General features: G+C 70.5%; 21 protein-coding genes. 16 read left to right on the top strand and 5 right to left on the bottom strand.

Annotation, left to right across the window (positions count from 1 at the left end):
* Positions 1 to 119 precede the first annotated feature (119 nt).
* Entirely contained in the window at positions 120 to 650 is a 531-nt protein-coding gene (locus AB0I59_RS13455) for a PadR family transcriptional regulator (RefSeq protein ID WP_061259034.1), read from the bottom strand.
* A 39-nt stretch (positions 651 to 689) separates the two neighbouring features.
* On the opposite strand from AB0I59_RS13455, the gene AB0I59_RS13450 reads away from it, so the two are divergent.
* The 16 genes from AB0I59_RS13450 (at position 690) to AB0I59_RS13375 (ending at position 20299) form a co-directional block, all read left to right on the top strand.
* Positions 690 to 1019, top strand: a complete 330-nt coding sequence (locus AB0I59_RS13450; protein WP_358132616.1) for a hypothetical protein — start codon at positions 690 to 692, stop codon at positions 1017 to 1019.
* Positions 1020 to 1118: 99 nt separating this feature from the next.
* Positions 1119 to 1811 (top strand): SDR family oxidoreductase, encoded by a 693-nt coding sequence (locus tag AB0I59_RS13445; RefSeq protein ID WP_358132614.1) that lies wholly within the window; start codon positions 1119 to 1121, stop codon positions 1809 to 1811.
* A 295-nt stretch (positions 1812 to 2106) separates the two neighbouring features.
* Positions 2107 to 3426 (top strand): formimidoylglutamate deiminase, encoded by a 1320-nt coding sequence (locus AB0I59_RS13440; protein WP_061259125.1) that lies wholly within the window; start codon positions 2107 to 2109, stop codon positions 3424 to 3426.
* Between the two features lie 291 nt (positions 3427 to 3717).
* Positions 3718 to 4653, top strand: coding sequence for a sigma-70 family RNA polymerase sigma factor (locus tag AB0I59_RS13435; RefSeq protein ID WP_061259037.1), 936 nt, complete (start codon positions 3718 to 3720; stop codon positions 4651 to 4653).
* Between the two features lie 401 nt (positions 4654 to 5054).
* Positions 5055 to 6368, top strand: a complete 1314-nt coding sequence (locus AB0I59_RS13430) for an ammonium transporter (RefSeq protein WP_061259038.1) — start codon at positions 5055 to 5057, stop codon at positions 6366 to 6368.
* The gene (locus AB0I59_RS13425) at positions 6365 to 6703 is read left to right on the top strand and encodes a P-II family nitrogen regulator (protein ID WP_061259039.1); all 339 of its coding nucleotides are present in this window, start codon (positions 6365 to 6367) and stop codon (positions 6701 to 6703) included. Before AB0I59_RS13430 ends, AB0I59_RS13425 begins: the two co-directional genes overlap by 4 nt.
* A gap of 7 nt (positions 6704 to 6710) precedes the next feature.
* Positions 6711 to 9020, top strand: a complete 2310-nt coding sequence (locus AB0I59_RS13420; protein ID WP_435830960.1) for a [protein-PII] uridylyltransferase — start codon at positions 6711 to 6713, stop codon at positions 9018 to 9020.
* Positions 9021 to 9172: 152 nt separating this feature from the next.
* Complete coding sequence (locus AB0I59_RS13415; RefSeq protein WP_358132607.1) at positions 9173 to 12622, top strand: sensor histidine kinase; 3450 nt, start codon at positions 9173 to 9175, stop codon at positions 12620 to 12622.
* Positions 12619 to 13038, top strand: a complete 420-nt coding sequence (locus tag AB0I59_RS13410; protein WP_061259041.1) for a roadblock/LC7 domain-containing protein — start codon at positions 12619 to 12621, stop codon at positions 13036 to 13038. The genes AB0I59_RS13415 and AB0I59_RS13410 overlap by 4 nt, the downstream gene beginning before the upstream one ends.
* 22 nt (positions 13039 to 13060) lie before the next feature.
* A complete protein-coding gene (locus tag AB0I59_RS13405; protein WP_061259042.1) occupies positions 13061 to 13420 on the top strand; it encodes a DUF742 domain-containing protein in 360 nt (119 codons plus the stop codon).
* On the top strand, positions 13401 to 13985 hold the full coding sequence (locus AB0I59_RS13400) for a GTP-binding protein (protein WP_061259043.1): 585 nt from the start codon (positions 13401 to 13403) through the stop codon (positions 13983 to 13985). The genes AB0I59_RS13405 and AB0I59_RS13400 overlap by 20 nt, the downstream gene beginning before the upstream one ends.
* A gap of 251 nt (positions 13986 to 14236) precedes the next feature.
* The gene (locus AB0I59_RS13395) at positions 14237 to 15364 is read left to right on the top strand and encodes a polyamine ABC transporter substrate-binding protein (protein ID WP_061259044.1); all 1128 of its coding nucleotides are present in this window, start codon (positions 14237 to 14239) and stop codon (positions 15362 to 15364) included.
* Positions 15365 to 15796: 432 nt separating this feature from the next.
* The gene (locus AB0I59_RS13390; RefSeq protein WP_358132602.1) at positions 15797 to 18838 is read left to right on the top strand and encodes a nitrate- and nitrite sensing domain-containing protein; all 3042 of its coding nucleotides are present in this window, start codon (positions 15797 to 15799) and stop codon (positions 18836 to 18838) included.
* Positions 18835 to 19257 (top strand): roadblock/LC7 domain-containing protein, encoded by a 423-nt coding sequence (locus AB0I59_RS13385; RefSeq protein WP_061259046.1) that lies wholly within the window; start codon positions 18835 to 18837, stop codon positions 19255 to 19257. Before AB0I59_RS13390 ends, AB0I59_RS13385 begins: the two co-directional genes overlap by 4 nt.
* Positions 19258 to 19278: 21 nt before the next feature.
* Complete coding sequence (locus tag AB0I59_RS13380; RefSeq protein WP_082777340.1) at positions 19279 to 19716, top strand: DUF742 domain-containing protein; 438 nt, start codon at positions 19279 to 19281, stop codon at positions 19714 to 19716.
* The gene (locus AB0I59_RS13375) at positions 19697 to 20299 is read left to right on the top strand and encodes a GTP-binding protein (RefSeq protein WP_082777341.1); all 603 of its coding nucleotides are present in this window, start codon (positions 19697 to 19699) and stop codon (positions 20297 to 20299) included. The genes AB0I59_RS13380 and AB0I59_RS13375 overlap by 20 nt, the downstream gene beginning before the upstream one ends.
* A 502-nt stretch (positions 20300 to 20801) precedes the next feature.
* Here the strand turns inward: AB0I59_RS13375 and AB0I59_RS13370 are convergent.
* Genes AB0I59_RS13370 through AB0I59_RS13355 form a run of 4 tightly spaced genes read right to left on the bottom strand, consistent with a single transcriptional unit; the run spans position 20802 to position 24150 of the window.
* Positions 20802 to 21803: a methyltransferase gene (locus tag AB0I59_RS13370; RefSeq protein ID WP_358132599.1), complete on the bottom strand. Its 1002-nt coding sequence runs from the start codon at positions 21801 to 21803 to the stop codon at positions 20802 to 20804.
* Positions 21800 to 22582, bottom strand: coding sequence for an ABC transporter ATP-binding protein (locus AB0I59_RS13365; protein ID WP_061259049.1), 783 nt, complete (start codon positions 22580 to 22582; stop codon positions 21800 to 21802). Before AB0I59_RS13365 ends, AB0I59_RS13370 begins: the two co-directional genes overlap by 4 nt.
* A gap of 9 nt (positions 22583 to 22591) precedes the next feature.
* Positions 22592 to 23380: an ABC transporter permease gene (locus tag AB0I59_RS13360; protein ID WP_061259050.1), complete on the bottom strand. Its 789-nt coding sequence runs from the start codon at positions 23378 to 23380 to the stop codon at positions 22592 to 22594.
* Positions 23377 to 24150 carry an ABC transporter permease gene (locus tag AB0I59_RS13355; protein WP_358132596.1) on the bottom strand — a complete coding sequence of 258 codons (774 nt, stop codon included), beginning with the start codon at positions 24148 to 24150 and terminating at the stop codon, positions 23377 to 23379. Before AB0I59_RS13355 ends, AB0I59_RS13360 begins: the two co-directional genes overlap by 4 nt.
* Between the last annotated feature and the right edge of the window lie 16 nt (positions 24151 to 24166).

The following is a 24166-nucleotide window of genomic DNA, read 5'->3' as shown; positions in this document are numbered from 1 at the left end:
CGGGTTCGCAACGCCGCCGACCGCCGACCGCTGACCGCCGAGCAACGCCGGTGGCTGACTCGCCTCAGAGAAGGGCCATCGTGGAAAGCGGCAGGCGTGGTCCGCCGGACACGACCTCGCTAGGGAAGCTCGCCGTTCCTGACCTTCCCTAGCGCCTCCTCCGCCCATTCGAGCTGGGCGCGTAGATGGCGGATGTTGAGCCGGAGACACTCGTCGATGTGCCGGGCCGCGCCGTATCCGGCCTTGCCGCCGATCGCCCGTTCCGTCATCTCGATCGACATGCGCAACTGGGCGATGCGGGACTCCATGGCGTTGGCCAGGTCCGTGGGGGAGAGCCGGTCCATGAAGGTCAGCGCGACCTGGAACGGGTCGACGATCGGTTTGATCTCCCGCCAGTAGCTCAGCAGGTGCCGCTGGAACTCCAGCCGCCCGTCGTCGGTGATCTCGTAGACGGTCTTGCCGCCGCGACCCTTGTCGACGATCGTCAGCAGACCCTCGTCGGCCATCTTGGCGAGCCCGTGGTAGATCGAGCCGAAGGCCACGTTGGCCCAGTGATCGGCGCCCCACAGCTCAAGGCGGCGCCGTACCTCGTAGCCGTGCATGGGTCCGTCAAGCAGCACTCCGAGGATCAGAACTCGCGTCGAGGACATACTCAAACTTTTATACAAACTTGAGTACCATCGTCAATCATGGACGCGATTCACCGTGACGAGGACGGCGCGCTGCTCGGCTATGTGGGGCCGGTGGGCGGCGCGTGGCAGGCCCTGACCGTGTTCGGCTATCCGCTCGCCGAGGCCGGGCCGTACGAGGAGGCCGAGGAGCGGGTGCGGCGGGACGGGCTCGCCCGGCTCGCCGACCGGTGGCTCTTCCTGGAGGGCGGCGAGTGGTATCGCTGCGTGATACTCGAAGCCGACGCGACCGAGGTCCGCGTCCGGCCCGACGACCACTGCTATCCGCGCGACGTCTACGCGCTGACCTTGGAGCGTCCCGGCCCCGGCACCTTCCGCCCCGAACGCTGAGGTGCTCGCGGCGCTGAGGGGTGGATGAACACGCCCGGCCGAACCCGCGTGATCGTCCCGTGTTCACCGTGGCCCGCCTGGAATCAATATGGTGGGCGAATGTCCGAAAGACCTGTGGCGCTGGTGACAGGAGCCTCTCGCGGGGTCGGTGCGGCCATCGCGCGAGCCCTCGCCCCCACGCATGACCTGGTGCTCGGCGGGCGCGACCGCGCCGCGCTCGACTCCGTGTGCGCCGGACTGCCCGGCGCGCGGCCCTGGCCGGTCGAACTGACCGCGGTCACCGCGGCGGACGTCGAGGGCGTCGACCGGCTCGACCTGCTCGTCCACAGCGCCGGGACCGTACGGCTCGGCGATGTCGCGGAGACTCCCGCGGCGGAGTGGCGGCGGACGTTCGAGGTCAACCTGTTCGCGGTGACCGAGCTGACCCGGCTGCTGCTGCCCGCGCTGCGCGCGGCCGGAGGGCAGGTCGTACTGATCAACTCCACCGCCGGGCAGCGGGTGAACGCCGGCTGGGGCGCGTACGCAGCGAGCAAGCTTGCCTTGCGGGCCTTCGCCGACGCGCTTCGCCTGGAGGAGCATTCCCACGGCGTGCGCGTCACCACGATCTATCCCGGGCGGACCGACACCGACATGCAGAGGGGTGTCCGGGCGCAGGAGGGCGGCGACTACGAACCCGGCAAGTACCTCAACGTGGACTCGGTCGCGAAGGCGGTGCTCGCCGCGGTGACCGTCACCGCGGACGCCCAGATCACCGAGATCACGATCCGTCCGTCGGCGTCCCTCCCGAGCTGATCCCGGCTCCCTGGTGAATGAGTCCATTCACCAGGCGTGCCGTACGAAGCGGGCGAGGATGCGCCGACCGGCCCCCCGGGGGTAGGGGGCCATCGACCGTGCCATGCGGGGGTGGTGATCCGGTCGACCGACAGGGGGCGGGAAGCCCGCGCCGGCCAGGCCGGCGGCGGAGAGAAAGGGCGTTCCGGGCATAGCGATGGCGACTGAGAAGGCTCCGGTCAGACCGACGGGGGCGGGGCACGACGCGGGTGTCCTCGCCGGCGGCGACGGCGGCGGCGTCACCTACTGGTGCGAGATGGCCTGGTTGCCGCCCGGCGAGGTGGTGGAGTGCGTGTGCGTCCGGGTCGAGGGGACGCGGATCGCCGCCATCCAGCCCGAGGTCCCACCGCCGCCGGGAGCCGTACGGCTGGCCGGGCTGACCCTGCCCGGCCTGGCCGACGCGCACTCGCACGCCTTCCACCGGGCGTTGCGCGGGCATACCCAGACGGCGCGCGGCACCTTCTGGACCTGGCGCGAGCAGATGTACGCCGTGGCCGCCCGGCTCGATCCCGACCGCTACCTCGCGCTGGCCAGGGCGACGTTCGCCGAGATGTCCCTGGCCGGCGTCACCTGCGTCGGCGAGTTCCACTACCTGCACCACGGGCCGGGCGGCGTGCCGTACGACGACCCGAACGCGATGGGGCACGCGCTCATCGAGGCGGCGAGGGACGCCGGTCTGCGGATCGCCCTGATGGACACCTGCTACCTCACAGGCGCGATCGGACACCCTCTGATCGGCACCCAGCTCCGCTTCGGCGACGGCGACGCGACCCGCTGGGCACACCGGGTCGAGCTGCTCGGCCGCTCCCAGCGGACGGCCGAGGACGTGGTGGTCGGCGCGGCGATCCACTCGGTCCGCGCGGTGCCCCCCGAGGAGATGTGCCTGGTCGCGGAGTTCGCCAACCGGCACGCGATTCCCCTCCACGCGCACGTCTCCGAGCAGCGCGCGGAGAACCACGACTGCGTCCAGGCGTATTCGGCGACTCCCGTCCAGCTGCTGCACGAGCACGGGGCGCTGGGACCGCGCTCGACCGCCGTCCACGCGACCCATCTGTCCGACGTGGACATCGTGCTGCTCGGCGGCTCCACCACGCACGTCTGCATGTGCCCGACCACCGAGCGGGACCTCGCCGACGGCATCGGGCGGGCGCGCAGGCTGCTGGACGGCGGCTCGCCGATCACATTGGGCTCGGACAGCCACGCGGTGATCGACCTGTTCGAGGAGGCGCGCGCCGTGGAGCTGGACGAGCGGCTCGCCACGCGCGAGCGCGGCCATTTCCGCGCCGCCGAGCTGCTCGACGCGGCCACCGCGGCCGGGCACGCGTCGCTCGGCTTCCCCGACGCGGGCATGCTCGTCCCCGGAGCGTGGGCCGACCTGGTCTCGGTGCGCCTCGACTCGGTCCGTACGGCGGGCACGACGAAGGGCACGGCCGCCGAGGCCGTCGTCTTCGCGGCGACGGCGGGTGACGTGCATTCGGTCGTCTCCGGGGGCCGCCGGGTGGTCGAGGACGGGCGGCACATGCTGGGAGACGTCGGCGTCCTCCTCAGCGACGCCGTCGCGGGTGTCCGGAGGTAGCGCGTACGTGCCACTTGGCCTCCCGTCCCGGGGTGCCGCTCGTGGCGCGGGCCCGGAAGGACGGAAGCCGCGTCGTTTGAGAACGCGCGGAAGGGGTAATCGACGGGCTTTCCAGGCGTTCGCCTCCTCCTTGAGTAGGACGCCGAAAACCATTCTCCAGTCGTATTAGTTCAGGGAATCTTTCTTCCAGGGAAATCGTTGATCGGGTCAGGACAAAGACGGCGGGAAAGCCCTGGTCTGGGCCGACTCGACTCGGACATACTGCGGCGCGGCGGAACGAGGTGCCATCGAATGGCGACGGGGAATCGGACGCACGACCAGCACGTCTCTGATCGGGACCTGCTGGGGACCTACCTGGCCGAAATCGGGCGGGTCCCCTTGTTGACCGCGGAACAGGAGGTGGATCTCGCCAAGCGGATCGAGGCCGGCCTGTTCGCCGAGCACCTGTTGGACAGCGGGCGCGCCGAGCCCAGGGTTTCCGACGCGGCGGACGAGGAGCTGGAACGCCTCGCGGTTTCCGGGCGGCGTGCGAAGGACGAGTTCATCCAGGCGAACCTGCGGCTCGTGGTCGCGGTGGCCCGGAAATACTCCGGCAGGGGGATGCCGTTGATCGATCTCGTCCAGGAGGGAAATCTGGGCCTGGTCCGCGCGGTGGAGAAATTCGATTACCGGCGTGGTTACAAGTTTTCCACCTACGCCACCTGGTGGATCCGCCAGTCGGTCGGCAGGTCGATCCACGAGCAGGCGCGGCCCGTACGCTTGCCCACCCACGCGGGTGAGCAGATGACCCGCCTGATGCGGGTCCGCCGCGATCTGCTGGCCGAGTTCGACGTCGAGCCGACCGACGCGGACCTCGCCGAGTTGCTCGACTTGCCGATCGAGCGGGTGCAGGAGCTGCGCCGCTGGGCGTCCGATCCGGTGTCGCTGCAGCTCGGTGTGGGTGACGAGGACGAGACCGAGCTCGGCGACATGATCGCCGACGAGACCTGGGCCGATCCGGAGCAGCAGGCGATGGCGACGCTGGAGAAGGAGCGCCTGGAGCTCTGGCTGACGGGTCTGGAGGGGCAGATCCGCGAGATGCTCCGGTGGCGGTACGGCCTCGTGGACGGCCGCGAGCACACGCTCACCGAGGTGGGGGAGCGGTACGGCATCGGCCGGGACCGGGCCAGGCGGCTGGAGCGCGACGCGCTGCTGCGTCTGCGCAAGATGGCCGGCGCGGCGGCCTGAGCCGCGCGGACGAGACGGACGCGAACCCCGAGAAGGACCACCGGCAAGAAGGACGACAGCGACAAGGACGAGAGCGCCGAGACGGCGGCGACAAGTACGGGGAGATCGGCGCGGCCGCCCGCCGGTCGATGTGAGCCGCCGATCGATGTGAGAAGGACGTAATGCGAGCGCGCACCGATTACGGTGCGCGCTTCGTTTGTGTGTGAGCCATCCGAAACGCACCCGAAACACCGCCCAGGCGAGTTTCACAGACGTGAAACACACAGAGTCCCGCCCGGAAACGGTGGAAGAACACGCTGTGGCCAACGTCAGTGCGCCAACCGGTCGACGATGCCCTGGACGGACGCAACTGAGCGCGTGAATAGCCGGCCACATGGCAATGTTAAGGAGGGCCGCGTTCGATGGACAAGATCGATACCGGCACCACGGCCTGGATGATCACAGCCACCGCGCTGGTGCTGTTGATGACTCCCGGCCTCGCGTTCTTCTACGGGGGCATGACCAGGGCGAAGAGCGTCCTGAACATGATGATGATGTCGTTCGTCAGCATCATCACGGTCAGCATCGCATGGGTTTTCTACGGGTACTCGCTGGCCTTCACCAGTAGCGGCAACAGCTTCATCGACAAGTTCGTCGGCGGCTTCGAGGCCCTCGGCCTGCAGAGCATCATCGACACCGCCACGAAGGCGGAGGGCGGAATGCCGAGCATGGTGTTCTCGGCCTTCCAGATGACCTTCGCCATCATCACCGTCGCGCTGATCAGCGGCGCCATCGCGGACCGCGCCAAGTTCGGCGCCTGGGTCGTGTTCTCCGTCGTCTGGTCGACCCTCGTCTACTTCCCCGTCGCGCACTGGGTCTGGGGCGGCGGCTGGCTGGCCGGTCTCGGCATCGAGGACTTCGCGGGCGGCACGGTCGTCCACGTGAACGCGGGTGCCGCGGGATTGGCGCTCGCGCTGGTGCTCGGTAAGCGGGCCGGCTGGCGCAAGGAGCCGATGCGGCCGCACAACCTCACGCTGGTCCTCCTCGGCGTCGGTCTCCTGTGGTTCGGCTGGTTCGGGTTCAACGCGGGCTCCGAGCTCGCCGTCGACGGCACCGCCGGCCTGGCGTTCATGAACACCCAGGTCGCCACGGCGGCCGCCGCGGGCGCCTGGATCCTGGTCGAGAAGCTGCGCGACGGCCACTCCACCACGCTCGGCGTGGCGTCAGGCGCGGTCGCCGGTCTGGTCGCCATCACCCCCGCCTGCGGCTTCATCGACCCGTGGGCCTCGGTGGTCCTCGGCGCCATCGCCGGCGCGGTCTGCGCGTACGCGGTGGGCCTGAAGTACCGGTTCGGCTTCGACGACTCGCTCGACGTGGTCGGCGTGCACCTGGTCGGCGGCGCGATCGGCGCGGTCGCCCTCGGCATCATCGCCCGCTACCCGTTCGCCGACGGTCAGGAGAAGGGCCTGCTGTACGGCGGCCCGCTCTCCCAGCTGGGCGTCCAGGCGCTCGGCCCGGTGGTCGTCGGCCTCTACTCCTTCGCCATGGCGTGGATCATCGGCAAGATCATCGACAAGACGATGGGCTTCCGGATCACGCAGGAGGAGGAGGTCACCGGCATCGACATCACGACCCACGCCGAGACCGGCTACGACCTCGGCACCATCCACGCCTCCGGCGTAGCCTCCCTCAACGGGCCGGCGGTCCCGGCCGAGGCCAAGAAGGTGGACGCATGAGACTCATCACGGCAGTGATCAAGCCCTTCAAGCTCGACGACGTCAAGGCGGCGCTGGAGCAGTTCGGCATCAAGGGCATGACGGTCAGCGAGGCCAGCGGCTACGGCCGCCAGCGGGGGCACACCGAGGTGTACCGCGGCGCCGAGTACCAGGTGGACCTGGTCCCCAAGGTCCGGATCGAGGTGCTCGCCGAGGAGGACGACGCCGACGACGTCATCGACGTCATCGTCAAGGCCGCCCAGACCGGCAAGATCGGCGACGGCAAGGTGTGGTCCGTCCCGGTGGACACGGTGATCCGCGTTCGCACCGGCGAGCGCGGGCCGGAGGCCCTGTAATCGCATGATGAGAGGGGATGCTCGCTCGTTCGCCGCGGCCCGCAAGGAGCGCGCGGCGGACATCGACAGGTGGCTCACCGATCTGTTCCGTACGGCCTGCACGCAGCCGTACGCCCGGGAAGGGCGGAACGGGCCGGGAACCAGGAGCGGGCTCCCGGAGGAGCGCGGCTCCGCCGACAGGAACGGATTCGGCGGTGTCGCGCTCGTCGCGGTCGGCAGCCTGGGGCGGGGCGAGCTCGCCCCGGGCAGCGACCTCGACCTGGTGCTGCTGCACAACGGCCGGGAGGACGTGGGCCGGATCGCCGACCGCGTCTGGTATCCCATCTGGGACTCCGGCGTCGGGCTCGACCACTCGGTCCGCACGATCGACGAGGCCGCCAAGGTGGCCCGCGAGGACCTCAAGGCGGTTCTCGGCCTGATCCAGGCCAGGCACGTCGCGGGCGACGCCGAGCTGACCCGGGCGGTGCGCGAGACCGTGCTCGCCGACTGGCGCGCGGAGTCACGGCGCAGGCTCGCCGAGCTCAGGGACGCGGCCGACCAGCGGGCCGGCGCGAGCGGAGAGCTGGCCTTCCTGCTCGAACCCGACCTGCGCGACTCGCGCGGCGGGCTCAGGGACGTCCAGGCGATGCAGGCCGTGGCCGCAGCCTGGGTCGCCTCGGCCCCCGGCCCGCGCGTCCGCGAGGCGTACGAGTTGCTGCTGGACATCCGGCACGGGCTGCACCTGGTCACCGCGCGCGGCGCGGACCGGCTCGTGCTGCAGGAGCAGGACGCGGTCGCGGGCAGCCTCGGACTGCTGGACGCCGAGGCGCTGATGCGCCGCCTGGCCGAGGCGGGACGCACCGTCTCCCACGCGTTCGACTCGACCTGGCGCACCGTGGACCGGCTGCTGACCGGTCCCGCTCCGCGTGGCAGACGGCCGCTCGCCGACGGGGTCGTCGAGCACGGCGGCGAGGTGGTGCTCGCCCGAGGCGTCTCCCCTCGCAACGACCCGGTGCTCGTGCTCCGCGTCGCCGCCGCGGCGGCCGAGGCCGGGCTGCCGATGGCGCCCGCGACGGTGTCCGCGCTGGCCGCCCAGTCGCCCCCGCTTCCCGTGCCGTGGCCGGAGGAGGCCAGGGACGCCCTCGTCTCCCTCCTGGGTGCCGGGCGCGCCGCCGTACCGGTCTGGGAGGAGCTGGACCAGGCGGGCGTCCTCGTCCGTCTCATCCCCGACTGGGAGCGGGTACGGCACCGCCCGCAGCGCAACCCGGTGCACAGGTACACCGTCGACCGGCATCTGATCGAGACGGCGGCCGGCGCCGCCGCGTACACGCGCGACGTCTCGCGTCCCGACCTGCTGCTCATCTCCGCCCTGCTGCACGACGTCGGCAAGGGCTGGCCGGGCGACCACTCGGTGACGGGCGAGGTCGTCGCCAGGGACATCGGCGCCAGGATCGGCCTGCCGCCCGCGGACGTGGACATCCTGGCCCGAGTCGTCCGCCACCACCTCCTGCTGCCCGAGACGGCGACCCGCCGCGACCTGGACGACCCGGTGACCATCTCCCGGGTCGCCGAGGCCGTGGGGTCGCGCGAGGTGCTGGAACTCCTCGCCGCGCTCGCGGTGGCCGACGGGAACGCCACGGGACCGGCCGCCTGGAACTCCTGGAAGGCGTCCCTGGTCTCCGATCTGGTGCGCCGGGTGAAGTCGGTCCTCTCGGGGGCGCCGCCCGCGCCCGCGCCGGTCCTGTCTCCCGAGCAGGCCGCGCTGGCCAGGCACGGAGGAGGCGCCGTCCGGGTCCACGGCGGCGCGGTGACCGTGGTCGCGCCCGACCGGCCGGGGCTGTTGTGGCACGCCGCGGGGGTGCTGGCCGCGCACCGGCTCGTCGTCAGGTCGGCGGCGTCGGCGTCGGCGGGCTCGACCGCCGTGATCGAGTTCGCCGTCGTCCCGGAGTACGGATCGCCGCCCGATCCCGCGACGCTGGAGGCCGACCTGCGCCTGGTGCTCGCGGGCCGCCTCGACATCGAGCAGCGGCTCGCCCGCCGGGCCCGCGCCCTGCGGCCGCCCCGCGTTCCGGTGGCGCCGCCGAAGGTCTCGCTGGTGGACGACGCGTCCAGTACGGCGACGGTGGTGGAGGTGCGGGCGCACGACCGCCCGGGGCTTCTGTGGCGCATCGGGCGGGCCTTCGGCGAATGCGGCCTTGACGTGAGAGCGGCCAGAGTGGAGACTCTCGGCGCGGAGGCCGTGGACGTCTTCTACGTCGTCGATCGGGCCGGCAGGCCTCTCGTGGACGAGGAGCAGCGGGGCGAGGTGCGGCGGCACGTTCTCGCCGCGCTGCGATGACCTAGCTGGATGACGTGAGGCCGGAAGAAGGGGAGCAACCCCTTACCAGTTGGTAACAATTCTGTCGCCCTCGGAGGGCGAATCGCCGGTAATCGTGACCTTGTGGTCGAATTGTCCGCGTTTGCGTAGCGATGTCATTTCATGCTGTCGGGATGCGTGATGGCATCCCGAGAATGGCGGGGCCGGTGAGTACGGAGCAGCAGAGCGGCGGTGGCGCGGAGGGTACGCCCGAAGCGGCCGGAGCGCGGAGCGGCACGTGGGCGGACCGCCTCGCACCGCGCAACTGGCGTGTCCCCTCCCGGCTGACCGCCCTGATCGTCGCCCCGACCCTCGTGGCGGTGGCCCTCGCGGGCGCCAGGGTCGTCGACTCGGTCGGCAGCCTGAACGGATACCAGCGGACCAGCTCCGCCGCCGAATACTCCGTACGGCTCCGCGACCTCGCCCAGCAGCTCGCCATGGAGCGCGACCTCGCCGCGCGCGGCGGCGGTGCCAAGCGGGTGTTCAACGTGGACGGCACCACCAAGCTCACGCTGACCGACCAGCGCGTGGCGGTCGACGGCCTGGCGCGGAAGGTCGCGGCCGACCTCGCGAAGATCGACGACAGCTACGGCGTGCGTGCCGTACAGCAGGCGGAGCAGGCGGGGAACCGGCTCTCCGGCCTGGAGAACGTCCGCGAGAAGGGCACCGAGGAGGACTACACCGGCATCATCGCCGGTCTGCTGCGCCTGCACGACGAACTCGGTCAGAGCAGCGACGACGCCCTCGTCGTCGCGGACATGCGCGCCCTGAGCGCCCTGGCGTACGCCAAGGAGGAGGCGTCCCAGCAGCGGCAGATGCTGACCAGGGAGCTGATGGAGGCCAACCAGCGGTTCACCGGCTACGAGCTGAGGGACTTCATCGCCTCCCAGTCCCGGCAGCAGGGGTACATCGACCGCTTCTACGCCGAGACCGGCTCCGGCGACGCCGCGTTCCTGGCCGGCCTCCTCAGCGACAAGGACGTGGTCGACGCCGAGCTGACCAAGTCGTGGGCGATCACGCTGGCGATCCAGAACTCCTCGCTGAGCCGCTACCAGGCCAGGGACCGGACCCTGGTGCGCTGGTTCCAGCACAGCACCAAGACGATCGGGCAGCTCGCGGTCGCCGAGAAGCGGCTCTCCGGCGCCGTCATCGACCGTGCCAAGGACCTGCAGTCCGCCGAGCAGCGCAACGCGCTGATCGCGGCCGGGCTCATCCTCGCCCTCCTCCTGCTCGTCCTCGCCACCACCGTGCTCATCGCCCGGTCGATGGTCCGGCCGCTGCGCCGGCTGCGCGCCGAGGCCCTGGAGGTCGCCGGCATGCGGCTGCCCGAGGTCGTACGGCGGATGCGCGAGTCCGACGACCCCGAGAACGTGCCCGAGGTGCGGCCCATCGACCTCGGCACGAACGACGAGATCGGCGAGGTGGCCCAGGCGTTCGACGAGGTGCACGCGCAGGCCGTACGGCTGGCCGCCGAGGAGTCCCGGCTGCGCAGCAACGTCAACGCCATGTTCGTGAACCTGTCGTGGCGCACCCAGACGCTCGTGGAGCGGCAGATCTCGCTGATCGACGGCCTGGAGCGCGGCGAGCAGGACGGCGCCCGCCTGTCGGACCTGTTCAAACTGGACCACCTGGCCACCCGCATGCGGCGTAACAGCGAGAACCTCCTGGTCCTCGCCGGGCACGAGCCCGCGCGCAAGCGGAGTAAGCCGGCCCTCCTGGTCGACGTCGTGCGCGCCGCGCTCTCGGAGGTCGAGGACTACGAGCGGGTGACCGTCCGGGTCCACCGCACCGCCTCGGTCGCCGGGTACGCCGCCAACGACTCCGTCCACCTGGTGGCCGAGCTGGTGGAGAACGCCATCGCCTACTCGTCGGACCGTACGAAGGTCGTGGTGTCGAGCGACCGCATCGAGGGCGGCGCGGTGTTGCTCTCGGTGAGCGACTCCGGGATCGGCATGTCGCAGGAGGAGTTGGCCGAGGCCAACCGGCGGCTCGCGGAGCCGCCCATGGTGGACGTGTCGGTCTCCCGGCGGATGGGTCTCTTCGTGGTCGGCCGCCTCGCGCTGCGGCACGGCATCCGGGTCCAGCTGCGCAGGGGTGACGCCGGCGGCCTGATCGCCATGGTGCTGTTCCCCGCCGAGCTCGTCTCCGGCACCGACCGGCCCGTCGCCGGGCAGGCTCCGGGAACCACCACAGGGCAGGTTCCGGGGAACGGCCCCGCGCCGGCCGGGAGCGGGTTCGGCCAGGGTCAGGGCAACGGCTTCGGACAGGTCGCCGGGAACGGCGTCGGCCGGGCCCAGATCGCCGCCGCGCCGGGTCCGGCGACAGGTCCCGTCGCGCGCACGGCGGGCGCCCATGCGGCAGGGACCGGTGCGTCGGGGAGCGGGGCGCCGGGCCGTGAGCCTTCGGCGACGTCCGCTCCTTCAGGAGCGGGGACGACCCGGGGGAACGGGCTGCCGACACGCACACCGGCCGCCAGTGGTTTCTCCGCCTCCGGGGGAGCGGCCCAGCTTCCCACGGGAGGGTTCTCCGCCTTCGGCGATTCCGGTCGGCAGGACAACGGGAGCACAGGAAACACAGGGGGCTTCTCGGCGTTCGGAGACGCGGACCGGCAGAGCACGGGGCAGTTCCCCGCGTTCAGGGACGGGGATCGGCGGAGCACAGGGGAGTTCCCCGCCTTCAGAGACACGGACCGGCAGAGCACGGGGCAGTTCCCCGCGTTCAGGGACGGGGATCGGCGGAGCACGGGGCAGTTCCCCGCGTTCAGGGACGCGGACCGGCAGGGCCCGAGCGGCCCCGTCGCCTATCCCGCTCCCACAGGAGACTCGGGCGGCTCGGCCGGGCTCCCGAACCGCGCCGGCACCGCGGACCGTACGGCACCCGCCGACGGCTCCGGTCGCGACAGCCGCCAGGCACCCCCGGCGTCGTACGCGTCCACGATGGACGCGCCGTCGGCCCTGCCCAGGTTCACGGAGCATTCCGGCGCCTTCCCCGTGGAGGGGGCCCCGCCGGTCCCCTCGCACATCGCGGACGACGCGCACCTCGAACGGGGAGACGAGTTCTTGCCGATCTTCGCCTCGGTCGAGTCCGCGTGGTTCCGCCGCCCGGCGACTCCGGCCGCGGGCGCCGTGCCCGGTGCCGCCCCCGCTGGTGCCGTACCCGGGACGCCGGGATCCGCGACCGGATCCGCGACCGGGCACGGGAACGGCTCGGCACAGGGGCGGACCGTGTCGCCGGGCGGGGGCGCGACCGCCGTTCCGGCCACCTCCGGAGGTCCCGGCGGCGACCCGTCGCGGGGTGGCTGGGCGTCCCGCGCGGACAGCGGATTCGAGGCGGCGGCCGCGGCGAGCGCCCCCTCTCTGGGAGGCGTCACGTCGGCGGGTTTGCCGAAGCGGACCCCCAGGGCCAATCTTGTGCCCGGCTCGGTGGGCGCGGCGCCGGGCACTCCGGCCCCACCCAGGCCGGCGGTGTCGCCGGATCTGGTGCGCAGCCGCTTGTCCAGCTACCAGCAGGGTGTACGGCGCGGCCGGGCCGACGTGTCCGGCGCCGAAGCCGAGAAGCCCGGTAATGAGGAGGAAAGTTCGTGACCGCCCTCAGCGTTGAGGCACGTAGGTTCGACTGGCTGATCACGGAGTTCGTCGGCGGCACCCCCGGTGTCGCGCACGCCGTGGTCGTGTCGGCGGACGGGCTGCGGCTGGCCAATTCCGACGGGTTCCCGCCCGACCGCGCCGACCAGCTCGCCGCGGTGGCGGCGGGTCTGCTCAGCCTGACCGTGGGCGCGTCCCGCGTCTTCGACGGCGGTCCGGTGACCCAGACGGTGGTCGAGATGCAGCGCGGGCTGATGCTGATCATGGCGATCAGCGACGGATCCTGCATGGCCGTGCTCGCCGCGGCCGACTGCGACATGGGCCTGGTGGCCTACCAGATGACGCTGCTGGTCGAGCGGGTCGGCCAGGTGCTGACCCCGGCGCTCCGCGCCGAGCTGCAGTCCACCCGCCGCTGACGCCCGGTCATGGGAGACAGGCATGCGCCCTGGTGATGGGGAAGAGGACGAGCCCCTCTTCCGTCCGTACGCCGTCACCGGCGGACGCTCCGAGCCGCGTTACCACCTGGCGATGGAGACTCTCGTATCATCGGTGACCCTGATGAGCGATGACTACTCGCTGCTCAGCCCCGAGCAGGAGTCGATCATCGTGCTCTGCCGTTCCGTTCGTTCCGTCGCGGAGATCTCCGCGCTGCTGCGGGTTCCGCTCGGCGTGGCCCGCGTGCTCATCGCCGATTTGGCCGATGAGGGTCTGGTCCGCCTGCATGTGCCCCAGCTCAACCAGGGACAACCAGACCTCAACCTGCTCGAAAGGGTGCTCAGTGGACTTCGCAGGCTCTAGCCACGGCTCTCAACGGGGCCTCGCCTCAACGAAGATCGTCGTGGCCGGTGGGTTCGGCGTGGGCAAGACCACCTTCGTGGGTGCCGTCTCGGAGATCCTCCCGCTGACGACCGAGGCCGTCATGACCGACGCGAGCGCGGGCATCGACGACCTCGGCCTCACGCCGAACAAGACGACGACCACCGTGGCGATGGACTTCGGGCGCCTCTCCCTGGCCCAGGACCTCATCCTTTACCTGTTCGGCACTCCCGGTCAGCACAGGTTCTGGTTCATGTGGGACGATCTTGTACGCGGCGCGATCGGCGCGGTCGTGCTGGTCGACAGCCGCAGGCTGGCCGACTGCTTTCCCGCCATCGACTATTTCGAGGAGGCCGGGCTGCCCTTCGTGGTGGCGATGAACGGCTGGGACGGCACGTTCCACCACTCGGTGGAAGAGGTCAGGGAGGCGCTGTCCCTCGCCCCCCACGTCCCACTGGTCCGTACGGACGCACGCTCGCGCGAGGCGGTGAAGTCCACGTTGATCAGCCTCGTGGAGTACGTGCTCCGCGTGCGGGCCGTGTCCTGAGCGCGGCGCCGGACCGAGCCGAAAAGGGTCGTCGAGGCGCCCCTTATTGATGGCGATTGTGGCGTTTTGTCCGATTTCACGGACCAGTCACAGGATGCGCCATGTTGAACACGGATTCAAATCAACTCGTCGTCCGATCGTTAACGCTGTCCGATAAGTCTTGCTTAAACCTGGTCTGGGCTGCAACACTCCTCCTTTGGCCTGCCCTTTGCAGAGCTCTCGAAGATCTGAATCCCGAAGGAGTTACGGTCGTGTCCCGTACCCGGTACACCCGTCGTCTTCCGGCTGCCGCCGTCGTGGCCGGTCTTGCCCTTGCCCTGGCAGCGTGCGGCTCGTCGGAGACCACAGGAGCCGGGGCGGCTCCAACCGCGTCCGCCGCGAAGCTGGACCCCAACGCCGACCTGAAGAAGCAGTCGCTCAACATCACCATCTGGGACGGCTACTCGCCGAAGGACCTTCCCCAGCGGGTGAAGCAGAAGCTCGGCTTCGACATCAAGATCGCGATCCACGACACCAACGAGACCGCGATGGCTAAGCTCACCGCGAGCGAGAACAACGGCGGCTTCGACGTCGCCTTCGTCTCCGGCCAGTACGCCCAGGCGCTCAGCGAGCAGGGCCTGCTCGAGCCGCTGCACCCCGAGCTGATCCCGAACCTCGCGAACCTCTACCCCGAGGCGTCGGAGCTGTCCTACGACAAGGGCAACAAGTTCTCGGTTCCCTACACCTGGGGCAGTACCGGCATCTGCTACCGCAGCGACCTGGTGAAGACGCCGCCGACGAGCTGGAACGACATCCTCAACCCGGCGCCGGAGTACGACAAGAAGGTCACGATGATGACCACCGAGCGCTGGCTGGCCCTGCCCGCCCTCAAGTCGCTCGGCTACTCCATCAACACCGCCGACGACGGCCAGCTCGCCAAGGCCAAGGAGCTCCTGCTCAAGGCCAAGTCCCACCTCCTGGCGTACGACGACACGACGTTCGGCGACCGCCTCAAGTCGGGCGAGGCCGTGATGGTCGAGGCGTGGGACGGCTGGTGCCCGGAGAACGTCAAGAACATCAAGTTCACCGTGCCGAAGGAGGGCAGCGACCTCTGGGCGGACACCATGGTGATCCTGAAGAGCTCCAAGAACAAGGAGGCGGCGCACGCCTTCATCAACTACATCCTCGACCCGGAGATCCACGGCTGGGTGGCCGCGAACATCCTCTACAAGGTGCCGAACAAGGCCGCCATGGACAAGGTCGACCCCGCTCTCGTCCAGTCGTTCCCGTCGCTCAAGCTGAGCCCTGCCGACCTGCTCCAGGGCGAGTCGATCATCGACCTGGGTGCCGACTCGGCCAAGTACACCCGCCTCGCGACGGAGGTCGCGGCGCAGCAGTGATCCGAGTGACCCACGGCTGACCTCACGTTCGACGTGTGACCCGGCGCCTCCCTTCTGGGGGGCGCCGGGACCGTTACAACGACAGGATCAGCCGATTTTGATCACTTGGGCTGACCCAAATGCGGTCCTATACATCCCGTTCTGTGGGAATAAGGTCACGACTGCGCGCGGTGCACGTTTGGCCGATCTGGTAATGGTGTGTTCCAATTACCCTCGCTTCAATGACGTCCCAGGCATCACAGCCGCCCCGCGGCTGAGGGCCATAGCTGCGCGTATATGAGCTTCGGCAAGAGGTTGCGAAAACCCGTGAGTACTCAAGAACCCAAGGCTGCCCCAGAGCCGGAGGCGGTACCGGTATCGATGCCGGCCTCCGACACCGCGTCCAGGCGCGCCTCAGGGGACGGCGGCTGGTTCCGGCTGGGGAACTGGAGGGTGAGGTCGCGTCTCGTCGCGCTCATCCTGCTTCCCACGGTCGTCGGTGTGCTACTCGGTGGCATCCAGCTTGCCGACGCGGTCAACACATCGGTCCAATACCGGCGCCTCAACGAGGTGGCGGGCCTGGTCCAGGCGGTCAGCGGCCTTTCGCACGAGGTCGCGATGGAACGTGACTACACCGCCTGGTACACGGCGACCGGCCGCAGGCCGGCCCGGCTGGCCCAAGTGCGCAGCGCGCAGCAGGACGTGGACAAGGCCAGGAAGAAGGTCGCCGACACCATCGCGCAGCTCGACAGCGGCCACTCCACCCGTGTCCGCAACCGGGTCGAGGAGATCGAGCGCTGGATGGAGGGCCTCACCGGCCTCCGGAAGCAGTTCGTCTCCAGCGGCGTGCCCGCCCGAGCCGTTCTCGGCACGTACACGACCATGATCGAGGCGTTCAACGCGCTGGGCGACGAGCTGCGATCCGCCACCGGTAGCGACCGCCTGTTCGCCGACGGCATCGCCCTCGGCGCGCTCAGCCGGGCCAAGGAGCAGGTCGCCCGCCAGCGAGGCATCTTCACCGTCGGAATCGCCGAGAAGGCGCTCACCTACGACGACCTCTCCGACTTCCTCGGAGCCCGCCAGGCGCAGGACAGCAACTTCGAGACCTTCCAGAAGGAAGCCTCGCCCGACGACGTCAAGTTCTACACCCAGACGGTCAAGGGCTTCCAGATCGAGAAGGCGTACTCCCTCCGAGCCGGCGCGCTGGCCCAGATGCGCGAGTACAACCGGATCATCGACCTGGACCGCACCCGCAGGGGCGACGACCTGCGCCTGTGGTTCGAGACGATGACCACGACCGTGGACAAGATGAACGTCGTCGAGCAGCGCCTCGCCGGGTCCGTCGTGACGCAGACGCAGACCCTGGCGGACGACGAGCAGCGCCGGGCGATCATCTCCGGTTCCGCGATCCTCCTACTCCTCGGCCTGATGCTGCTGATCACCACCGCGGTCGCCGGATCGCTCACCCGGCCGCTGCGGCGGCTGCGCCGCGAGGCGCTGGAGATCGCCGGTTCGCGGCTGCCGCGCACGGTCCAGATGCTGCGCGAGGCACAGGACGACTCGGTCAAGGTCGAGGTCGCGCCCATCCAGGTCAACACACGCGACGAGATCGGTGAAGTCGCCCGGGCCTTCGACGAGGTCCACCAGGAAGCGATCCGGCTGGCGGGCGACGAGGCCAAGCTGCGAAGCGCCGTCAACTCGATGTTCGTGAACCTGTCCCGCCGCACCCAGACGCTGGTGGAGCGGCAGCTGGCCCTGATCGACGGGCTGGAGCAGGGCGAGCAGGACGAGGGCCGTCTCGGGAACCTGTTCAAGCTGGACCACCTGGCGACCCGCATGCGCCGTAACAGTGAGAACCTGCTGGTCCTCGCGGGCCAGGAGCCCGCCCGCCGGTGGGGCCAGCCGGTCCCGGTCGTCGACGTCGTCCGCGCCTCGCTCTCCGAGGTCGAGAACTACGAGCGAGTGAGCCTTCAGGTGTCGGCGGGCGGCGCGGTCGTCAGCCAGGCCGTCAACGACGTCGTCCACCTCGTCGCGGAGCTGGTCGAGAACGCGATCTCGTTCTCCCCCCGCGAGACGAAGGTCGTCGTGTCGAGCAACCGGATCGACGGCGGCGGTCTCATGATCTCCGTCAGCGACCTGGGCATCGGCATGACCGCGGACGAGCTCGCCCAGGCCAACTGGCGGCTCGCCAACCCGCCGGTCGTGGACGTGTCGGTGTCCCGCCGCATGGGCCTGTTCGTGGTCGGCCGCCTCGCGCTGCGCCACGGCATCCGGGTGCAGCTCCGTCAGCAGGACGCGGGCGGCCTCACCGCCATGGTGCTCCTGCCCGAGGCGCTGCTCGCCCAGGCCGGCCCGGCCTTCCCGGGCATGCCGCCGGCCGACCCCGCCGCCCAGTTCGGCGGGGCCCCGGCGCTGGCCAGCCCGACGTCCTTCGACGCCCCGCCGCGTACGCCGGTGATCGGGTCGGACGCGCCGGGCGTCGGCACCCCGGGCGCGGACCCGTTCGAGCGTGGCCCGTTCGACACGTTCGGACGGGACAAGGAGCCGTTCGCCAAGAGCACGTTCGGTGCGGGCGCGGCCCCGGAGCCGGAGCCGTTCGCGCGTGACGCGTTCGACGCGCCCCAGACGGCCCGCGACCCGCTCGACCCGCCGGCGGCCACGCGGAACCCGTTCGACCCGCCGCCCGCTCCGGCGCGCAGCCCGTTCGACCCGCCTCCGTTCGAGCAGGGCTCGGCCGCGGACCCCTTCGCGAAGAACGCGTTCGGCGCGGGCGCGGCCCCGGAGCCGGAGCCGTTCGCGCGCAACCCCTTCGACCCGCCCCCGTTCGAGCGTGGCAAGGCCACCGGCGCTCCCGTGGACACGCCGTGGCCGGGTCACCTGCCCGCGCCCGGCAGCTCCTCCTGGCCCAGCCCGCCGGGAGACTCGGGCGGCTGGCCGGCAGCTCCGCGCGGGGCGTTCGAGCCGGATGTGGACAACACCGGCCCCCTGCCCGTCGTACGGACCTCGCCGATGGAGGACCAGCCGGAGGAGTTCCTGCCGATCTTCGCGGCGGTCGAGTCCGACTGGTTCAAGAAGGTCGAGCCGGGGACCGAAGAGCCCGAGAAGAAGTCCGGCATGGAGACCAATCCGCTGGAAGCACGGCAATGGTCGTCCCCCGCCGACGCCGGCTGGCAGGCCGCCAAGGCCGCCAGCGACCCGTCGCTCGGCGGAGTCACCTCCTCCGGTCTGCCCAAGCGGGTCCCCAAGGCCAACCTGGTACCGGGTTCCGCGTCGGCGATCGCCTCCAGTGGGGCGTCGGCGTCGGCGGCGCCGGCACCCCCGCCGCCCGCGCCCTCGCTCTCGCCCGACCGCGTACGCAACCGGCTGGCGAGCTTCCAGCAGGGCATCCGGCAGGGACGCGCGGTGGCGCGAGGAGAGGTCAGCGGTGACCAGGGTTATCCGGGGGCGACGCCGATGACCGGCGGCGGCCCGGACACTGACAAGGAGGACGCATGAGGGAGATGAGCCAGGCGGCTCGCGGCATCAACTGGCTGATCACTGACTTTGTGAACAACGTTCCCGGCGTTGCCCACACGGTCGTGGTGTCGGCGGACGGCCTGCCGCTGGCGTACTCCGATGGGTTCCCCAAGGACCGGGCGGACCAGCTGGCGGCGGTCGCCGCCGGGTTGATCAGTTTGACGCAGGGCGCGTCGCGGGTGTTCGAGGGCGGCCCGGTCACGCAGACGGTGGTCGAGATGCAGCGCGGGCTGCTCCTGATCATGTCGATCAGTGACGGGTCGTGTCTCGCGGTGCTCGCGTCCGCGGACTGCGACATGGGTCTGGTGGCGTACCAGATGACGCTGCTGGTGGATCGTGCGGGACAGGTGCTTACCCCCGCGGTACGCGCCGAGCTCCAGGCGTCCCAGCCCAGATAAAGGTGATGACAGGAGGACGTTGTGGCAGGCGGCGGCTGGACGGATGAGCCCTACCCGCCGGTGGACGACGCCCACCGGCACTATGGCGGGACGAACCCGATTCCTCAACCGGGGCCGGCGGAACCGAGTTCACTGGTGCGCCCCTACGCGGTGACCGGTGGGCGTACGGCACCGCGTCTCCAACTCGCGATGGAGGCACTCGTGTCCTCCGCGACCTCGACTCACCAGGATCTGTCCACGCTCACGCCGGAGCGGCAGGCGATCGTCTCGCTGTGCCGCCAGATCAGGTCCGTGGCGGAGGTCTCGGCGATGCTGCGGATCCCGCTGGGCGTGGTCCGCGTGGTGATCTCCGATATGGCGGCGGAGGGGCTGGTGCACGTGCACCAGCCGCAGTTGGAGGCTGGTAAGCCGGATCTGAACTTGCTTGAAAGGGTGCTCAGTGGACTTCGCAGGCTCTAGCCATGGCTCTCAGCGGGGCCTGACCTCGACGAAGATCGTGGTGGCGGGCGGTTTCGGTGTGGGCAAGACCACCTTCGTCGGCGCGGTCTCGGAGATCATGCCGCTCACGACCGAGGCGGTGATGACCGACGCCAGCGCCGGCATCGACGACGTGGGCCTGGTACCGCACAAGACCACGACGACCGTGGCGATGGACTTCGGCCGGGTCTCCCTGGACCAGGACCTGATCCTCTACCTGTTCGGTACGCCGGGTCAGCATCGCTTCTGGTTCATGTGGGACGACCTCGTACGCGGTGCGATCGGCGCGGTCGTGCTGGTGGACACGCGGCGGCTGGCGGACAGCTTCCCCGCGGTCGACTACTTCGAGGAGGCCCAGCTCCCGTTCGTCGTCGGCGTCAACGGCTTCGACGGGCAGTACCCGCACAGCGAGAACGAGGTACGCGAGGCCCTGAGCCTGTCGCCGCACGTGCCCATCGTCCGCACCGACGCGCGTACGCGGGAGTCGGTCAAGACCACGCTCATCACTCTGGTCGAGCACGCCCTGACGATGCGTGTCGCCGTACCCGGTTGGGGCGGCCGCTGACCGGGGCCCGGCACGCGAGCGCGCGAACGGCCGGAGTCCCGGCGAGACGTGCGCTCGAACGGCCGGGGTGCGCGTCCGCCACGCGTCCGCCCCGGCCGGCGGTGTCGTCCGCCTCGCCCGCCTCGTCCGTTCAGCCCCGTACGCGGGAAGCGGCGGCCAGGTTCCCCCGAGCTTCGGGCCTGCGAAAGATCCCCATATCTGGCTTTTGTCACCTAACTGGGTAGATGCCAGGCGAAGCGCGATAGATGCCGAAGATATCCCGGTTGCTATCGCTTGCTGCTTTGGACCGTTCCACGAATCGTGCCGGTTTCGGGCCGGATGAATTCCTGTTGCGGTCCTATTTTTTCGAGTTATGCCCTTCGGGGGCGCGTCGGAGGGGCTCTCTGCCCGAGATCGGCGGCGCGCGCGTGCTCCCGGCCGGGCCCCGTGGATCGCCGCAGCGACGACCCACGGGACGATCCACGGGACGATCCACGGGGACGGCCCGCCGGAGAGACGGACCCTAGACGGGCAGGGCCTCGATCAGGCTCGCCCCGGCCGGGAGCGGCACCACGCGCGAGACCGACAGGCCCGACGCGGCGAGCAGCGCCGCGTACTCGCCGCGGGTCCGTTCCCTGCCGCCCGCGAACAGCGTGAGCATCCGCAGGTCGATCTCCTTGCCGATGTGCGGCGAGTCGTCGTCGGGCAGCACCATCTCCAGCAGCAGCACCCTGCCGTCCGCGGTCATCGCCTCACGGACGTTGCCCAGGATCCGCAGGGCCGCGTCGTCGTCCCAGTTGTGGATGATGCTGGCCAGCAGGTAGGCGTCGGCGGCGGGCACCCCCTGGAAGAAGTCACCGCCGACGAGTTCGCACCGGTCGCCGAGACCCCGCGCGTCCAGCGGCTCGCGGGCGTCCTCAACCACGTGGTCCAGATCGAAGAGCACGCCGCGCACGGCCGGGTAGGCGTCGAGCACCGCGGCCAGCAGGTGCCCCTTCCCTCCGGCGACGTCCACGAGGGTCTTCACGCCGGAGAAGTCGTAGCCGCCGGCGAGCGCCGCCTCGATCGGCGCCGCACGGGTGGCCATGTAGGCGTTGAAGTTCCGCGCCGCCTCGGGACGTTCCGCCAGGTAGTCGTAGTACGGCCCGTACTGCTCCACGAACACGGAACGGCCGCGCCGTACGGACTCGGGGAGTGTGCCCAGCGCGTGCCAGTAGCCCGCCTCGGCCATCACCCGTACGGCGGGGCGCATGCTGCCGGGCACGTCGCCGCGCAGCATGTCGCCGGCCTCGGTGAGCTCGTAGACCTGGGGGGCGACCGTGCGCACCACGCCCATCGCCGCGAGCTCGCGCATCACCCGGTCGAGCGACGGGGCGTGCGCGCCGCAGGCGGCGGCCAGGTCCGTGACGCTGAGCGGGCCGGCGGCCAGATGGTCCGCGCAGCCCAGCTCGGCCATGGTGGCCAGGGCGCCGAACCGCGAGAGGCCGATGATGGCGTCCCAGATGGGGCCGGTGGAGTCGATCAATGCTTCTCCAGAACTGAGGCGGGGGTGGTGGTGTGACCGCCCCGGACGAGACGGCCCACCTCGGCGCGCAGCCGGACGAAGGCGTCGAGCTGCCTGGTCGCGATCTGGTCGCGCGAACGGCCGAGGCCGATCTCCAGGTCGGCGGCGACGCGCGTCGGGGACCGCGTGAGGACGATGACCCGGTCACCGACGTACACGCTCTCGTCGATGTCGTGGGTGATCAACAGGATGGTGATCCCGTGGTGGGCGCAGACGTTCAGGACCAGGTCCTCCAGGTCCTCGCGGGTCTGCGCGTCCACGGATCCGAACGGCTCGTCCATGAGCAGCAGCGATGGCCGGTAGGCGAGCGCCCGCGCGATGGAGACGCGCTGCTGCATGCCTCCGGACATCTCCCACGGGAACTTCCCGCCCGCGTCGGCCAGGCCGACCTGTTCGAGGGCCGTCATCGCGGCCTCCCTGCGCCGCCTCCGGTCCATCCCCTTGCGCCGCAGCGGCAGGGCGACGTTGTTGGCCGCAGACATCCACGGGAACAGGGACCGGCTGTAGTCCTGGAAGACGATCGCCAGGTTGTCGGGCGTGCGTTCGACGGGCTCCCCGCCGAGGGTGATCCGCCCACCCGACGGCCGGATGAGCCCGGCGACGGATCGCAGCAGTGTGGACTTCCCGCACCCCGAGGGGCCGACGACGCTGACCAGCTCGCCCTCGGCCACGGAGAAGCTCACGCCGCCGAGTACGCGGTGCGAGCCGTACGAGTGGACCAGATCGGTGATCTCGAGCACGGGACCTTCCTAGGTAGTCTGCCTGGCACCTCGATGCCAGGCCAGAACGCGCCGTTCCACCAGCAGGAACGCTGAGTTGAGCAGGTAGCCGAGCAGGCCGAGCAGCACGATGCAGCCCCACATGTCGGGGTAGAGGTAGCTGCGCTGCGTGTAGAGCAGCCGGTAGCCGATCCCGTCGGTGCCCGCGAAGATCTCGGCGATCACCATGAGGATCAGCGCGAGGGAGAGCGCCAGCCGCAGCCCCGCGAAGATCTTGGGCATCGCGGAGGGCAGGATGACCTGCCACAACCGCTGGGCCGCGGAGAACCCGAAGATGCGCGCGGTCTCCAGGTGCTGGCGGTCGACCGTACGCGCGCCGTCGATGGTGTTGAGCAGGATCGGCCAGATCACTCCGAAGACGATGGTGGCGAGCTGGGCCGGGGTGCCGAGCTTCAGCAGGGCCAGGAAGAACGGCACGAGCAGCGGCGGGGGCACGGCCCGGCCGAACTGGATCAGCGGGTCGACGTAGTCCGACAGCCGGGGCGAGCACCCGATCGCGATCCCGGCGGCGATGCCGATGACCGCGGTCACCAGCCAGCCGGTGAACAGCCGAGCCAGGCTGGGGCCGAGGTCGGCGAGCGCGCCGTCCGTCAGCAGGAGGTGCGAGGGCGGTCCGGAGAACCAGAGCTCGTACATCCGCGCCAGGATCGCCGACGGGGGAGGGAAGAACGGCTGCTCCGCCACGCGCGTGACGACCTCCCACGCCACGAGCGCGACCGGCACGAGCCAGAGGCGGCCGAGAGCCTTGACGACGTTCATCGGGCTCCTCCGGTGCGGACGTGGTGCCAGCGGAACAGGCGGCGTTCCAGCGCCACCATCACGGAGTCGGCGACGACGCCGAAAAGGCCGGCCCACAGGGTGGCGGCCAGCATGAGGTCGACGCGGCTTCCGCTCGCCGCCTCGGTGATGTAGATCCCGATGCCCTCGGATCCTCCGGCCATCAGTTCCGCGCTGATCGCCAGAATGATCGCGATGCCGGACGCGACGCGGATCCCTGTGGCGATGAACGGGGCGGCGCTGGGCAGGGCCACCCTGGCCAGGACAGGGAGGGGACCGAAACCGAAACTGCGCAGGGTCTCCTTGGCGAGCGGGTCGACGTCCTTCAGGCCGTAGATGGTGTTGATCAGTACGGGCCAGGACGACGCGTACACGATGACGGCCAGCTTGAGGTTCAGGTTGTCGCTGAAGAGCAGGATGGCCAGCGGGATGACCGCGACCGACGGGATCGGGCGGAGGAACTCGATCAGCGGGCGCACCGCCGCCTCGGCCCGCGGCAGGGTGCCGAGCAGCAGCCCGGCGGGTACGGCCACCGCGACCGTGAGCAGGAGCCCGAGGAGCCAGACGGTGAGCGTGGCCCCGGCGTCGGCGAGGAAGTCCTGGTCGGTGACCAGGCCGGCCGCGCCGGCGAGCACCGTGGACATGCGCGGCAGGAATCGGTCGTCCACCAGCCCGCTCATGCCGACGAGCTCGGCGGCGGCGAGGAACCCCGCGGCGCCCACGACGCCGCGGAGCACTCGTGCGTAGTTCATGATCGTGTGATCGTCA

Origin of the sequence: Microtetraspora glauca (assembly GCF_040656155.1) — a bacterium.
In the GTDB taxonomy this organism is placed as follows: Bacteria; Actinomycetota; Actinomycetes; order Streptosporangiales; family Streptosporangiaceae; genus Microtetraspora; species Microtetraspora glauca.
This window is presented reverse-complemented; position numbering and strand designations above follow the sequence as displayed.

Bases quoted from the DNA above. Each gene is read 5' to 3' on its own strand.
- AB0I59_RS13440 (WP_061259125.1), top strand. From the start codon at position 2,107: ATGGCCTGGTTGCCGCCCGGCGAGGTGGTGGAGTGCGTGTGCGTCCGG.
- AB0I59_RS13450 (WP_358132616.1), top strand. From the start codon at position 690: ATGGACGCGATTCACCGTGACGAGGACGGCGCGCTGCTCGGCTATGTG.
- AB0I59_RS13355 (WP_358132596.1), bottom strand. From the start codon at position 24,150: ATGAACTACGCACGAGTGCTCCGCGGCGTCGTGGGCGCCGCGGGGTTC.
- AB0I59_RS13420 (WP_435830960.1), top strand. From the start codon at position 6,711: ATGAGAGGGGATGCTCGCTCGTTCGCCGCGGCCCGCAAGGAGCGCGCG.
- AB0I59_RS13425 (WP_061259039.1), top strand. From the start codon at position 6,365: ATGAGACTCATCACGGCAGTGATCAAGCCCTTCAAGCTCGACGACGTC.
- AB0I59_RS13405 (WP_061259042.1), top strand. From the start codon at position 13,061: ATGCGCCCTGGTGATGGGGAAGAGGACGAGCCCCTCTTCCGTCCGTAC.
- AB0I59_RS13360 (WP_061259050.1), bottom strand. From the start codon at position 23,380: ATGAACGTCGTCAAGGCTCTCGGCCGCCTCTGGCTCGTGCCGGTCGCG.
- AB0I59_RS13415 (WP_358132607.1), top strand. From the start codon at position 9,173: ATGCGTGATGGCATCCCGAGAATGGCGGGGCCGGTGAGTACGGAGCAG.
- AB0I59_RS13445 (WP_358132614.1), top strand. From the start codon at position 1,119: ATGTCCGAAAGACCTGTGGCGCTGGTGACAGGAGCCTCTCGCGGGGTC.
- AB0I59_RS13435 (WP_061259037.1), top strand. From the start codon at position 3,718: ATGGCGACGGGGAATCGGACGCACGACCAGCACGTCTCTGATCGGGAC.
- AB0I59_RS13430 (WP_061259038.1), top strand. From the start codon at position 5,055: ATGGACAAGATCGATACCGGCACCACGGCCTGGATGATCACAGCCACC.
- AB0I59_RS13385 (WP_061259046.1), top strand. From the start codon at position 18,835: ATGAGGGAGATGAGCCAGGCGGCTCGCGGCATCAACTGGCTGATCACT.
- AB0I59_RS13455 (WP_061259034.1), bottom strand. From the start codon at position 650: ATGTCCTCGACGCGAGTTCTGATCCTCGGAGTGCTGCTTGACGGACCC.